Annotated in this window: 11 protein-coding genes; 6 read left to right on the top strand and 5 right to left on the bottom strand. The window is 63.8% G+C overall.

The window, feature by feature from the left end:
* Positions 1-56 precede the first annotated feature (56 nt).
* Positions 57-1,241: an MFS transporter gene (locus tag EN990_RS14675; RefSeq protein WP_127368189.1), complete on the top strand. Its 1,185-nt coding sequence runs from the start codon at positions 57-59 to the stop codon at positions 1,239-1,241.
* Between the two features lie 61 nt (positions 1,242-1,302).
* Here the strand turns inward: EN990_RS14675 and EN990_RS14670 are convergent, their stop codons facing one another.
* Complete coding sequence (locus EN990_RS14670) at positions 1,303-3,516, bottom strand: heavy metal translocating P-type ATPase (protein WP_127388317.1); 2,214 nt, start codon at positions 3,514-3,516, stop codon at positions 1,303-1,305.
* A 105-nt stretch (positions 3,517-3,621) separates the two neighbouring features.
* On the opposite strand from EN990_RS14670, the gene EN990_RS14665 reads away from it, so the two are divergent.
* A complete protein-coding gene (locus EN990_RS14665) occupies positions 3,622-4,038 on the top strand; it encodes a helix-turn-helix domain-containing protein (RefSeq protein WP_013530143.1) in 417 nt (138 codons plus the stop codon).
* An 8-nt stretch (positions 4,039-4,046) separates the two neighbouring features.
* Here EN990_RS14665 and EN990_RS14660 read toward each other — a convergent pair whose 3' ends face one another.
* Together EN990_RS14660 and katG are read right to left on the bottom strand one after the other, a co-directional pair.
* Complete coding sequence (locus EN990_RS14660; protein WP_013530142.1) at positions 4,047-4,604, bottom strand: GNAT family N-acetyltransferase; 558 nt, start codon at positions 4,602-4,604, stop codon at positions 4,047-4,049.
* A gap of 182 nt (positions 4,605-4,786) precedes the next feature.
* Positions 4,787-6,982 (bottom strand): catalase/peroxidase HPI, encoded by a 2,196-nt coding sequence (katG, locus tag EN990_RS14655; protein WP_063168780.1) that lies wholly within the window; start codon positions 6,980-6,982, stop codon positions 4,787-4,789.
* Between the two features lie 265 nt (positions 6,983-7,247).
* Between katG and EN990_RS14650 the strand changes: the two genes are divergently transcribed.
* A complete protein-coding gene (locus EN990_RS14650; protein ID WP_013530140.1) occupies positions 7,248-8,195 on the top strand; it encodes a hydrogen peroxide-inducible genes activator in 948 nt (315 codons plus the stop codon).
* 20 nt (positions 8,196-8,215) lie between these two features.
* On the opposite strand, the gene EN990_RS14645 is transcribed toward EN990_RS14650, so the two are convergent.
* Positions 8,216-8,929 carry a DNA helicase gene (locus EN990_RS14645; protein ID WP_013530139.1) on the bottom strand — a complete coding sequence of 238 codons (714 nt, stop codon included), beginning with the start codon at positions 8,927-8,929 and terminating at the stop codon, positions 8,216-8,218.
* A gap of 584 nt (positions 8,930-9,513) precedes the next feature.
* On the opposite strand from EN990_RS14645, the gene EN990_RS14640 reads away from it, so the two are divergent.
* From EN990_RS14640 to EN990_RS14625, 3 genes are all read left to right on the top strand, one after another.
* Positions 9,514-10,491, top strand: a complete 978-nt coding sequence (locus tag EN990_RS14640; protein ID WP_127370147.1) for a hypothetical protein — start codon at positions 9,514-9,516, stop codon at positions 10,489-10,491.
* A gap of 644 nt (positions 10,492-11,135) precedes the next feature.
* Positions 11,136-11,492, top strand: a complete 357-nt coding sequence (locus EN990_RS14630) for an SPW repeat protein (RefSeq protein ID WP_027162069.1) — start codon at positions 11,136-11,138, stop codon at positions 11,490-11,492.
* Positions 11,493-11,704: 212 nt separating this feature from the next.
* Positions 11,705-12,622: an NADP-dependent oxidoreductase gene (locus tag EN990_RS14625; protein WP_127385450.1), complete on the top strand. Its 918-nt coding sequence runs from the start codon at positions 11,705-11,707 to the stop codon at positions 12,620-12,622.
* Between the two features lie 32 nt (positions 12,623-12,654).
* Here EN990_RS14625 and EN990_RS14620 read toward each other — a convergent pair whose 3' ends face one another.
* Entirely contained in the window at positions 12,655-13,380 is a 726-nt protein-coding gene (locus EN990_RS14620; RefSeq protein WP_245465139.1) for a hypothetical protein, read from the bottom strand.
* Positions 13,381-13,466 lie beyond the last annotated feature (86 nt).

Genomic DNA, 13,466 nt, shown 5'->3' with positions numbered 1-13,466 from the left:
TGGATTGCCCGCAAAGCCCATCCGTGGTTTGAGGCGCTTCCAGCTAAGGCTTCTCCATGTCGCTTCCGCTCATCGCCCTGTTCATCGCCGCCTTTGCCTTCGGCACCACCGAATTCGTCATTGCCGGCGTGCTGCCGCAGGTGGCGCAAGGCCTGGGCGTCTCGGTTCCCTCCGCCGGCTATCTCGTCTCCGGCTATGCCGGCGGCATCGCCATCGGCGGCCCGCTGCTGGCGCTCGCCACCAAGTCATTGTCGCGCAAGACCTTGCTGCTCGGCCTCGCCATCGCCTTCACCATTGGCCAGGCGGCTTGCGCGCTGGCGCCCGATTTCACCTCGATGCTTCTGTTGCGCATTGCCGTGGCGGTCGCGCATGGCGCCTATTTCGGCGTCGCCATGGTCGTCGCCGTCGGTCTCGTGCGCGAGGACCAGCGCGGCATGGCTGTCGCCGTCATCCTGTCCGGCCTCACCGTCTCCAACGTCATCGGCGTGCCGGCCGGCACCGCAATCGGCAACATCTGGGGCTGGCGTGCGACTTTCTGGGTGATGTGCGCGCTGGGTGTCGCGGCAACGCTTGCCATGGCAACCCTTTTGCCGCGCACCACCGGCTCATCGGCCAAGCCCGCCGGCTTCGCCCGCGAGGTCCGCGTGCTGGCCCGCCAGCAGGTCTGGACATCGCTGATCCTGATGCTGATGCTGATGATCGGCCAGTTCGGCCTGTTCACCTACATCACCCCGACACTGCTGGAAGTCACCGGTCTCGACGAGAACCTGGTGCCGTGGGTGCTGCTGCTCAACGGCGTCGGCGCAACCCTTGGCGTCTTCCTCGGCGGCAAGCTCTCCGACTGGAAGCTGATGCCGTCATTGATCACCATGCTGGCCCTGCAGGCGGTGACGCTTGGCGTCATCTATGCCGTCAGCCCCTATCCCCTGCCGATGGTTGTGGCGATCGTCATCTGGGGCGGTCTCAACTTCGCCATCGGCACGCCGATCCAGACCCGCATCCTGGCCTGGACCGCGGACGCCTCGAACCTTGCCTCGTCGCTCATTCCCTCCGGCTTCAATGTCGGCATCGCGCTGGCCGCTTCGTTGGGCGCCGCGATGCTGAACAGCGGCTATGGCTACCGCAGCCTGCCGCTGCTGGGCGCCATCGCCATGCTGGTTGCCGTGGCAGTGGCGCTCGCCTCTTATGTCTGGGAAGGGCGCAGCAACGCCACGCCGCCGCTGACAGCCCCAGCCGAGTAGATCACGATCCGGAAAAGTGGACGCCGGTTTTCCGAAAAGATCGCGATCAACCAAAAACACTTCACCCGCGCCAGCGCAGCAGGCGCATGGCGTTGGCGGTGACCAGCACGGTCGCGCCGGTATCGGCCAGGATCGCCGGCCACAGGCCGGTGATGCCCAAAATGGTGGTGACCAGGAACACCGCCTTCAGCCCCAGCGCCACGGTGATGTTCTGGCCGATATTGGCCATCACCGCCCGCGACAGTTTCACCATACGCGCGACGTCCATGACGCGGCCGTGCAGGATCGCCGCGTCCGCGGTCTCCAGCGCCACGTCGGTGCCGCCGCCCATGGCAATGCCGATATCGGCGGCCGCGAGCGCCGGCGCGTCGTTGATGCCGTCGCCGACCTTGGCGACCTTGAAACCCTCGCGCTGCAATTCGCCGACGATGCGCTGCTTGTCCTGGGGCAACAGGTCCGCCCGCGCCTCGATGCCGAGCGAAGCGGCGATGGCTTGCGCCGTGCGGCGGTTGTCGCCGGTCAGCATCACCGCGCGGATGCTCTCGGCCTTCAGCGCCGCGATCCCGGCCGCAGCATCCGGCCGCGGCTCGTCGCGCATGGCAATCAGCCCGGCCACCACGCCATCGGCGACCAGCACTGACACCGTCTTGCCCTGGCCGTTGAGGCTGTCGACGGCGAGGCGCTGCGCTTGCGTCATGTCGGCGCGTTCGCCCGCCGCCTGGCCGGAGCCGAGGAAGACGGCGACGCCGCCAACGCTGCCCTCGACACCCTTGCCCGAGATTGCCTTCGCCGCGAGAGCCGGCGGCACCGGCGCCTTGTCGGCCTTGGCCCGGTCCAGGATCGCCATCGCCAACGGATGGCTGGAGCCCTGCTCCAGTGCTGCCGCCAGCGCCAGCACGGTGCGTTCATCCCTTCCATACGCCACGATGTCGGTGACGGCAGGCTTGCCTGCGGTCAGCGTGCCGGTCTTGTCGAAGGCGACCGCCGTGATCCGGCGAAAGCCTTCCAGCACCGCACCGCCTTTCATCAACAGGCCACGCCGCGCACCGGTCGCAAGGCCCGCGGCGATCGCCGCCGGGGTCGAGATGACCAGCGCGCAGGGGCAGCCGATCAGCAGGATCGCCAGGCCCTTGTAGATCCATTCGTTCCAGTCGCCGCCGGCAAGCAGCGGCGGCAACAATGCCACCAGCGCACCGACCGCCAGCACCGCCGGCGTGTAGGTGCGCGAGAAGCGATCGATGAAGCGCTCTGTCGGCGCCTTGGCCTCCTGCGCCTCCTCCACCAGCCGCACGATTCGGGCGATGGTGTTGTCGGAAGCGGCCGCCGTCACCCGCACCTTGAGCACGCCATCGATGCTGATCGTGCCGGCAAAGACGGCGTCCGCAACGCCCTTGCGCTTCGGCGTGCTCTCGCCGGTCACCGGCGCCTCGTCGATTTCGCTCGCGCCCTCGATGATCTCGCCATCGGCCGGGATGCGGTCGCCCGGCCGCACCAGGATGATATCGCCGACCGCAAGGTCTTCGGCGGGACACTCCGATGTGCCGCCTGCGCGCTCGACCAAGGCCGTCTTCGGCACCAGATCGGCAAGTCCCTGGATGCTCGCCCGCGCCCGGCCGGCGGCGACACCCTCCAGAAGCTCGCCGATCAGGAAGAGCACCACCACGGCGGCGGCCTCTTCAGTGGCACCGATCATCACGGCGCCTATCGCCGCGATGGTCATCAGCATCTCGATCGAAAACGGCGTGCCGGCCAATGCGGCCATCAGCGCGCGCCGTGCGATCGGCACCAGGCCGACCAACAGCGCGGCCAGGAACACCCCGCGTTCCGCCACCGGGAACAGATGGCCGATGCCGTATGCGGCGAGAAGCGCTGCCGCGCAGGCGAGCGTCAGCACCGCCCGGCGGGAACGCCACCACGCCTGCCCCGTCTCGGAATGGCCATGATCGGGATCGGGATCGTGGCTCGCATGATCGTGGCCTTCATGGTCATTGTGGACGTGATCGGCGTGCGCCTTGTTTGACATCGGCGATACATGTGCCTCGGCCCTGACGATGCCGTAGCCGAGCCGAGCAACCTGCTGCAGCACCCTGTCTTCCGGCAACGCGCCGCCATGGCTGACCGTCATGCTGGCACCGGTCACCGAAACCGAGACATCGGCGACGCCGTCTAGGCGACGCCCCGCCGTATCGATCTTGGTTGCGCAAGAGGCGCAATCCATGCCGCCGATCTTGAACCGCGTCTGCCTGATTTTTACCTGGTCGAGGGGCGCCGTCATCACATCACCTGTCTGTCTTGCCCGCGCGGCGTCGCCGCATGGGTCTTGAACGCTGATGTCAGGCACTGTAATTGCTCTAGTCACTAGAGCTTCAAGAGGCAATTCATGTTTTCGATCGGTGATCTCTCGCGCCGCACCGGGGTCAAGGTGCCGACCATCCGCTACTACGAGCAGATGGGCCTTGTTGCCGCACCCGAGCGCTCGGAAGGCAACCAGCGCCGCTATTCCAGGCAGGAGCTGGAGCGGTTGGCCTTCATCCGCCACGCCCGCGATCTCGGTTTCGCCGTCGAGGACATCCGCTCTCTGATCGATTTGAGCGGCCACCCCGAGCAACCCTGCGGCCACGCCGACAAGATCGCCGAGGAGCAACTGATCTCGGTGCGGGAAAAGATTGCCCAGTTGAAGCGGCTCGAGGCCGAGCTCGAACGCATCGCCACGTGCTGCAATGGCCAGACGGTCGGCGATTGCTACGTCATCCGCGCGCTGTCGGATCATGCGCTGTGCGCCGATGAGCATGGTTGAGATACATCCTACAGCTCGATCCGGAACCGCAAGCTTTCCGCTCCGCCATAGGCGGCGTCCTCGAAAAAGCGTTCGACGAGCTTGCCGCCATTGGCCAGGATCACCTTGTGCGAGGCCGGATTGCCCGGTTTGGCGGTGATCTCGACGTGAGCCAGGCCGACCGCCCTCGCCTCCTCCAGCATCAGGCGCAGCGCCTGTGTAGCGTAACCGCGCCGCCGCTTCCACGGCACCACCGCATAGCCGATATGGCCGAGCACATGCGGCGGCAGGTCCGACGTGCCCTTCTGCCAGCGAAAGCCGATCGAGCCCGACGCCTCGCCGTCCCAGATCCAGCGGCGGAAGCCCGGCAGGCGCGGCACCTTTTTGCCGTCGGGCAAGGTGATCGGACCGCCCCTGGCCTGGGGATCATCGAGGTCGGCGAGAAAAGCCACGGGATCCCTTTCGATTGCCGCAAGCTGCTCGCGCGTCGCTTCCAGCAATCGCACATTGTCCGGCGACCAGCCGCGTTCGAGTGCCGCCTTGTAGGACGGCAGATGTTCGAACGCGGGTTTGACGATTTCGATCATGGTGCACCGGTGCAGACGCGATGCCCACAAAATAGCATGCTTGACCAGGGAGGCACGGTCCACCAAAGCGCGGCCCCATACGACAAAGGCCGCGCTCCCATCACTGGAAACGCGGCCCTGGCGTTGTGTCCTTGGGAGGACCGGCGATCCGGCGCGGCCGCGCCGGAGCGCCTTTAGCGATCTCAGGCGATGTCGAAGCGGTCGGCGTTCATCACCTTGGTCCATGCCGCAACGAAATCCCTGGTGAATTTCGCCTTGGCGTCCGCCGACCCGTAGACCTCGGCAAGCGCGCGCAATTGGGCGTGCGAGCCGAAGATCAGGTCGGCACGGGTGCCGGTCCACTTGACCGCCTTGGTCTTGCGGTCACGCGCCTCGTAGACTTCGTCGGAGCCGGCGGCCGGATCCCAGACCGTGTTCATGCTGAGCAGGTTGACGAAGAAGTCGTTGGTCAACGTACCCGGCCGGTCGGTGAACACGCCGTGCTTCGAGTTGGCCGTGTTGGCGCCGAGCACACGAAGACCGCCGACCAGCACCGTCATTTCGGGTGCGGTCAGCGACAGCAATTGCGCCCGGTCGACCAGCATGGCTTCGACCGACATCGGCTGCTTGCCCCTGACATAGTTGCGGAAGCCATCGACTTTCGGCTCGAGCGCGGCAAAGGAATGGACATCCGTCTGTTCCTGTGAAGCATCCATGCGACCCGGCGTGAACGGCACCTTGGCCTCGTGGCCGCCATCCTTCGCCGCCTTCTCGACAGCGGCGACACCGCCGAGAACGATGAGGTCGGCCAGCGAGATCTTTTTCCCGCCGGTCTGTGCCGCGTTGAACTCCTTCTGGATGGCTTCCAGCCTGGCCAGCACCTTCGACAGTTCCGCCGGCTGGTTGACCTCCCAATCCTTCTGCGGCGCCAGCCGGATGCGTGCACCATTGGCACCACCGCGCTTGTCGGAATTGCGGAACGTCGAGGCCGAGGCCCACGCCGTCGAGACCAATTCGGAAACCGACAGGCCCGATGCCAGGATCTTCGCCTTCAGCGACGCAATGTCCTGCTCGCCGACCAGTTCGTGGTCGACCGCGGGGATCGGATCCTGCCAGATCAGCTCTTCCTTCGGCACGAGCGGGCCGAGATAGCGAACGACCGGCCCCATGTCGCGATGGGTCAGCTTGAACCAGGCGCGGGCAAAAGCGTCGGCGAACTGGTCCGGATGCTCATGGAAGCGCCGCGAGATCTTCTCGTAGGCCGGATCGACCCGCAGCGCGAGATCGGTCGTCAGCATGGCAGGCGCGCGGCGCTTGGACGGATCGTGGGCATCCGGCACGGTTCCGGCGCCGGCGCCGCCCTTCGGCGTCCACTGATGCGCGCCCGCCGGGCTCGTGGTCAGCTCCCATTCGAAGTTGAACAGATTGTCGAAGAAGTTGTTGCTCCACTTGGTCGGCGTCGTGGTCCAGGTCACCTCGAGGCCCGAGGTGATGGCATCGCCGGCGATGCCCGTGGCATGCTTGCTCGACCAGCCGAGGCCCTGCGCTTCGATGCCGGCGCCTTCCGGCTCCGCACCCACAAGCGAAGCATCGCCGGCGCCGTGGGTTTTGCCGAAGGTGTGGCCGCCGGCGATCAGCGCCACGGTCTCCTCGTCGTTCATGGCCATGCGGCCGAACGTCTCGCGAATATCGCGTGCCGAGGCCAGCGGATCCGGCTTGCCGTTCGGCCCTTCCGGATTGACATAGATCAGACCCATCTGGACGGCGCCGAGATGGCCCTGGAGTTCGCGGTCGCCGGAGTAGCGCTTGTCGTCGAGCCACTTGGTTTCCGAACCCCAATCGACGTCCTGCTCGGGTTCCCAGACGTCGGCGCGGCCGCCAGCAAAACCGAAGGTCTTGAAGCCCATCGATTCCAGCGCGACGTTGCCGGTGAGGATCAGCAGGTCGGCCCAGGAGATCTTGCGCCCATATTTCTGCTTGACCGGCCACAGCAGCCGGCGCGCCTTGTCGAGATTGGCATTGTCCGGCCAGCTGTTGAGCGGAGCAAAACGCTGCTGGCCGGCCCCGGCGCCGCCACGGCCGTCGCCGATGCGGTAGGTGCCGGCACTGTGCCAGGCCATGCGGATGAACAGCGGCCCGTAATGGCCGAAGTCGGCCGGCCACCAATCCTGCGAATCCGTCATCACCTGGTGCAGGTCCTTGATCACCGCATCGAGATCGAGCGACTTGAATTCCTCGGCATAGTCGAACTCTTCGCCCATCGGGTCCGAAAGGTTCGACTGCTGATGCAGAACGCCAAGGTCCAGTTGGTTCGGCCACCAGTCACGGTTCGTCCTGCTGGAGGATCCGTGCGCAACGGGGCATTTGCCGGCACTGGGATCATCGGTCTGTGCGTCCATGTTCTTCTCTCCGATCGTGGCTGTGTTGAGCTGTTCAACTGCTGCGTGAACAGGGACACAAAAATGTCCCTGTAGGCGGTCCGTTTCATGGCTGGCGCGATGACCTGAGCCCGATACGCGACCGAATATGTTGGATGTCCTGTTGCTGCGGGCATGCGCCTCACCAGGCGGTCCCGGCTGCTCCTCATCTTCGTTACGACTCCTATAGCAAAGCCGCTTGATTAATTTAAGTTGGATTTCCTGATTGCAGCGATAAGATGACATTATGACAAACCTGACGCTGAAGCAGCTGCGTTATTTCGAGGCGCTGGCCCGGCACAATCATTTCGGCCGCGCCGCCGATGCCTGCTCGATCTCGCAGCCCGCCATCTCGGTGCAGATCCGGGAGTTGGAGGAAACGCTGGGCACGGAGCTTTTCCAAAGAGGCCCACGCCAGGTCCGGCTGACCAATTTCGGCGAGGAATTCGCCTTGCGCGTCCGCGACATCCTACGCTCGGTGGATGAGTTGACGGATCTGGCCCGCGCCTCGCGCGACCGGCTGGTGGGACGGTTGCGCATCGGCGTGATCCCGACGATCGCACCCTACCTTTTGCCTGCCATCATCGGCAACCTCGCCCGCATGCATGACGGGCTCGATATCCACGTGCGCGAAACGCAAACGCAAAAGCTGATCCAGGAACTGGCCGACGGCCGGCTCGACGCGGCCATCGTCGCCTTGCCGGTGTCGGAACCCTCGCTGACGGAAATCGTGCTGTTTGCCGAGAACTTCGTGCTGGTCCGGCCCGGCGAGGACGAGGGAAAGCCGGTCCCCAACCGCGAAATGCTGCGCGAGATGCGGCTGCTTCTGCTGGAGGAAGGCCATTGTTTTCGCGACCAGGCGCTGTCGTTCTGCAACATGCATTCGGCGCGGCCAAGGGAGTTGCTGGACGGCAGCTCGCTGTCGACCCTGGTGCAGATGGTCGGCGCCGGCGTCGGCGTCACCTTGATTCCCGAAATGGCCGTGCCGGTGGAGACGCGCTCGGCGGCGGTGTCTGTCGCCCACTTTGCCAACCCCCAACCGTCGCGGACGATCGGCATGATCTGGCGCAAGACAAGCCCGATCGCCAAACAGCTGATGCTTATATCCGAAGTGGTTCGCCAGGCGGCCGAAACGTTGCGCGCGCAGCACAATCCGGCATCGGTTGAGCTGAACCTGGTAGCAGCCGCCCAATGAAGGCTTGGCTGACCCGATCGTCAGCCTGCCGCGTGGAACCGGATCTCGCCCTTGTTCAGGAAGCAGGTCTTGTTGAACAGCGACAGATCCAGAGGGTTCGGCAACCGCACATCGCCGATATCGGGAACCGGCTTCTGCGCCGGGTCGTAGGACCGGTCGATCTGCGAGATGAAGACGAGGATCAATCCCCTGTCGCCGGCAAACGCTTTCAGCGTGCGAACCTGCGCCATCAGCTCCGGATTTTGCCGCTTTTGGTCGAGCAGTTGCAGGTAGTCGATCACCACCAGCGTGCCGCGCGGCGCCGAGCCCAATGCCTTGACGATATAGTCGGCGCTGATGGCGTCGGAATTGTCGAACACGAACCGGTCGTTGAACTGCACCGGGTCTGCCCCGATGGCTCGAAACCGGTCGAGCACATCCCGCTGCGTATACTCCAGCGTGAAGAACACGCCCCGACTGCCGGACTTCATGGCTTCGATTGCCAGTTCGAGACTCATCAGCGTCTTGCCGTGGCCGGGTCGTGCACCCACCAGGACCAGATCGCCGGGCGCAAGTTGCGCAAACAGTGTGCCGGCAGGCGCCGCCCCGGCTGCCTTGGCCGCAAGCAGGCTCCAACTGGCGAAGCCTTCCCGTACTGCAACACGGTCAAGCGCTTCGTGGAGCGGAATTTTGGCCTCGCGGGACAACAGCCTGGCTTGACGCTTCAGATGATAGATGGGCGCGGACAGCTTCATGACAAACCTCCTGGTGCGAGCCGTTTTCGCAACCCCTCCTTATGCCAAGCGCTCGAACAGTTGGTTCGGTGATGAGAGAGCCCTGCATGGATGATGCTTTCCCGGCGGAGGGAGGAGGCGTGAGCCACGCCAGAATCAGATGATAGCTCAATCCCTGCGTATCGAAAATCGCGGAACTCGAGAGATCAGGTTCCGAACCCGCGGCTTTTCGCGATAGGAATTTTTTCTTGACTCCCTGCACTCAGCTATGGTACATATTTGTCCATGGTGCTGATTTGCGCCGATGGCCCGCCGCACAGGCGGGTTTTTCGTTTGATGCTCCGTCAGCCAACGCGCCGACGAGCTCGAAGGAACCCGCCAACCCGAGTTCGTTGCCCTGCTTCAAGGATACGAAGACGTCCGCCGCAAGCCTGGAGCCAGCATGTCGGCGTAGGGCCGTTGCATGCGTCGACCTGCTTTGCGGATCTTCATGCGGGCGCGCTAAACAAGATGTGTTTCGCCTGATAATGCGAGGCCATCTATGATCGATTCTCGCGGCAATACCGCAAGAAATCGCCATTCGCTTCGACAGGAGAATTGATCCGGTGCGGTTGAGATCTGTTTGTCTGGGCGTCGTCGCCAGCTTTTTCGTCGCCGTCATCGCCGTGACGGTGTCGGCTCGATCCTTTGCCGCATCATCTGACGTTCCGGCCTGGTTGCAGGCTCATGTCGGCAACAGCGAGGGCCAGATCTCACAAATTGTCCTCGAACGAGCCCGCGCGCTTTATCGGAAGAAGGTCGCCCAAGGGGCCGTCAAGAACCCCTGCTACTTCGCCATGGATGCGACACGCCCCAGCGATCTGGGCAATGGCGTGCTCGGCCGCCGCTACTACGTCATCTGCGAGGGCAGCGAGTCCTTCCGCGCGATTTCGTCGGGTCATGGCAGCGGGCGGAATCTGAAGGGTGTCGTCGATTTTTCGAACGGCAAGCGGTGCGCGAAGAACTTCGGCAATGCGATGGATTCATCGTTGACGGCCGGCGGCGCCTATATGACCCGCGAGGCGAAAACCTCGTTCAAGGGTTATTACCGCACTGGTGCGAAACGGGACGTGGCTTTCCAGCGCACCTTCATCCAGTTCGACGGCGAAGGCGAAGCCGCGAACGCCAGGCAGCGGGTGATCGGCGGCCACGCGGCCCAGGTGCTGCACGGCCTGTGCCTGCGCAAAAATCCGAACAGCTCGCATGCCGACCATGACGGCTTCGTGCCGTTCGGCAAGCTGGTGGATTATGCCGGCGGTCGCAGCAATGGCTGCACCAGTTGGTCGCCGGCGGATGCGCAGCAGATTATCCCGATGGTCAAGGACAATCCGACGACGCTCTACATCTACCCGGAATCGCGCGACATCGCCGCGGTCGCAGCCAACCATTCACAGCCGGGCACCTATTGGAACGCGTCCTGCCTGAAGGAAATCGGCACACCGAAATTCTGGCCGCGAAAGACCCTCGAGCCGATCATCGCCCAATACAGGAAGGATCATCCGGCACCGCCGCCGCAGCCAGTGCCGATTTGCACGCAGCCGTGACGTCCGCTTCGGCATGCGAACCATGCGCATTGATCAGCAACCCGTCGTGAACCGGTATCGATCCCGATCTCCGAGGTTTGCCAGCGTCTGACTCCCCGCGCGTCGTCGATGTCGGTAAGCCAAAGGCTGGGATAGGTTCATTTGTAACCTCGGCGCGTTGGTCCCCAGAGACAACGCGCGCCCATGGCGCGGGCGGCCGCCGCCGAGAAGGCCGCCGAAACGAAAGGCGCATCCGGTCGTTCCGCCGCCGCGCGCAAGGCAGTGACCAAGGGTACCCGCGGCAGGAAGGAAGCGGCACAGAAGGCTGCCAGAACGCGAACACATCACGCTTACATTGAACGTCTTCTTCGAGGACTGGCGCTCCGGGTGACGACTATGATCGAGAGGCGATCACATGGGTAATCGCCTGCGCCTCGCACCTTCCCGCCGCGTTGTATGTCGCGAACGGATCGGGAGTGGCTGAATGCTCCCGGCGAGGAGAGTTCCCGGTGCCGTGCCAGGCCGATTGGTTGGAACCAACGGCCTGCTCTCCAGTTAGAAAGCCAGCAAGTCTGGTTGTAGCCTTGCCGCCATGTGACCCGACGGTTTCAAGGCCGCCGATTGAGCTTCGGAAGCGTGGAGAGCACGCTTGATGGAGAAAAATCATGAACCAATGGTCAAACGCCAAGCTCTGTGACGTAGCAAATCTGGTCCTCGGAGCAATTCTCTTCTTCTCTCCATGGATATTCGCCTTCGCGGCGGGGACACAGTCCCAGAATGCCATGGGCAGCGGCATCGTGATTGTCGTGCTTTCGGTTGCCGCCCTCTTCGCCTTTGCTGTCTGGGAGGAATGGCTGAACCTCGTTGTGGGTCTTTGGGTAGTTGTGTCTCCCTGGGTGCTTGGATTCCAGGCAACCACAGCCATGGGCGTGCATGTTGTAATCGGCGTTCTGGTCGCGGTGCTGGCTGCGATCGAGCTGTGGATGATGAACCAGAACCCGCCGACGCAGTCTACGGCCTAGCAGGACTGGGCGTCCTTGCGGCGGCCTGATCGTGACGGATTGGCCGCCGACAAATTGGCATCCCGCTGGGTCGCCGATGACGGTGGAAAATCATCTGACGGTGGCCCCCCGGGAGGCCAGCGTGCCTGCCGCCGCAACCCCGGTTGCACAGCCGCTGACGACAGCCCTGCAGACAGCGTCGCCGACAGCCAGACAACAGGAGGTATGCCGACATGAAAGCAATCCGCATCCACGCTTTTGGCGGACCTGAGGTCCTTTCGATCGATCAGGTCCCCTCGCCTCAGCCGCTTGACGACGAGGTTGTGCTCAGGGTCCGCGCCGCAAGCGTCAATCCGATCGACTACAAGACCCGCGAAGGGTCGGTGAGCGAGACCCTGCCGGTCACGCTCGGGCGCGACGTATCCGGCACGGTGGAAATATGCGGTACGCGGGCGCATACGTTGAAGAAGGGCGACCCGTTGTTTGCGATGCTTGGTCATGACCGGGGCGGCAATGCCGAATATGTCGTGGTCAAGGCGACGGAGGCGGCTGCCAAACCGGATCGTCTAAGCCATGTCGAAGCCGCGGCGGTGCCGCTTGCCGGCATCACCGCATGGCAAGGCCTTTTCGATCATGGCGGCCTCAAATCCGGACAACGGGTTCTCATCCATGGCGGCGCCGGCGGCGTCGGTCATCTGGCGATCCAGCTGGCCAAGGCCGTGGGCGCGTGCGTCGCGACAACCGTTTCCGCCGAGGACGTCGTTTTCGTCCGTGAGCTTGGCGCCGATCAGACGGTCGACTACAAGAATCAGCGTTTCGAAGAGGTCGTCGATGCGGTCGACCTGGTGTTCGATCTTGTCGCGGGCGACACGCAGGAGCGCTCCTGGGAGGTGCTCAAGCCTGGCGGGACGCTCGTTTCCACGCTTTCCCAACCGTCGCAGGAAAAGGCAAACTTGCGTCGGGCGCGTGGCGTCTCCTACCTGGCCGAGCCGAATGCGGCGCATCTTGCCGAGATCGGCCGCCTCATCGAGGCCGGCAAGGTCACCCCCTTCGTGCAAGCCACCTACCCTCTTGGAGAGGTCGCCAAAGCGGAAGAACGGCTGGAAAATGAGCATGTGCGTGGCAAGATCGTGCTTGAGGTTTCCGCCTAGCGCGAGTTGATGCTCCTGCCCTCTCGAACGGGTTATCCGATCCGCGCCTTGCCGTCGCTGTCCGGCACGTTTGGAAACAGCACCTTCAGCTTGTGTTCCGCGCTTGCCCAACTGCGCCTGTGATGTTGCCACAGGCACCAGTTGCTCACCGCAAAAGCTAGAATGCCGACAGTCACGGCGAGACTGGCCGTCGAGCCAACGACGACCTTGAGCATCACGCCGGCAAAGACACCGGCGATGGCACCGTTGACGACATTCACCATCCCTGCGGTTCCGGCGAACGCTTGCCAGGGCCTTGGCTTGAGGCCGACATCGGCCAGCAGAGCCGTTTGGTTGTCATGGGTGGAGTGAACCAGATAGCGCGCCATCGAAGGGGTGAGCTCGGTGTAGCAGTGCCTGATGCGTGCCATGCCGCGGGCGTGGACCATGTCTTCGATGGCCACCTGCACAGCCCTGACGAATGTCACCAGCCCAATGAAGTAGAGGCACGGCAACAGGATCAGGCTGAACAGCATGAAAGGAAGCCCCATCCTCGTCACCTGGGCCACGAAAGCAAGGGCGATCGTGGCGCTGGATACCGAAGTCAGGAACAAATTTGCGCGCTGATTCGCCTCCTGAATAGTCGCCGCCCTGGCGGTCCCCAGCACCAAATGCTCCGTCGTCATCATCTGCAGGAGTTGCTGTCGGTTCTCGCCTTCATTGGTTTTTGTCTTCCTTGCAGGCATCGCAAAAAATCCGTTCAGGACGCGCTCCCCCAACCAGCTCCTCAAAGCCGCCCACCAGGAACGAACTGCTTCGGAAGGGGTTCCGGCGCAACCAAGACCGCTACCGTGGATCCCGGGGC

Origin of the sequence: Mesorhizobium sp. M7A.F.Ca.US.005.03.1.1 (assembly GCF_003997975.1) — a bacterium.
Taxonomy (GTDB): Bacteria; Pseudomonadota; Alphaproteobacteria; order Rhizobiales; family Rhizobiaceae; genus Mesorhizobium; species Mesorhizobium ciceri.
This window is presented reverse-complemented; position numbering and strand designations above follow the sequence as displayed.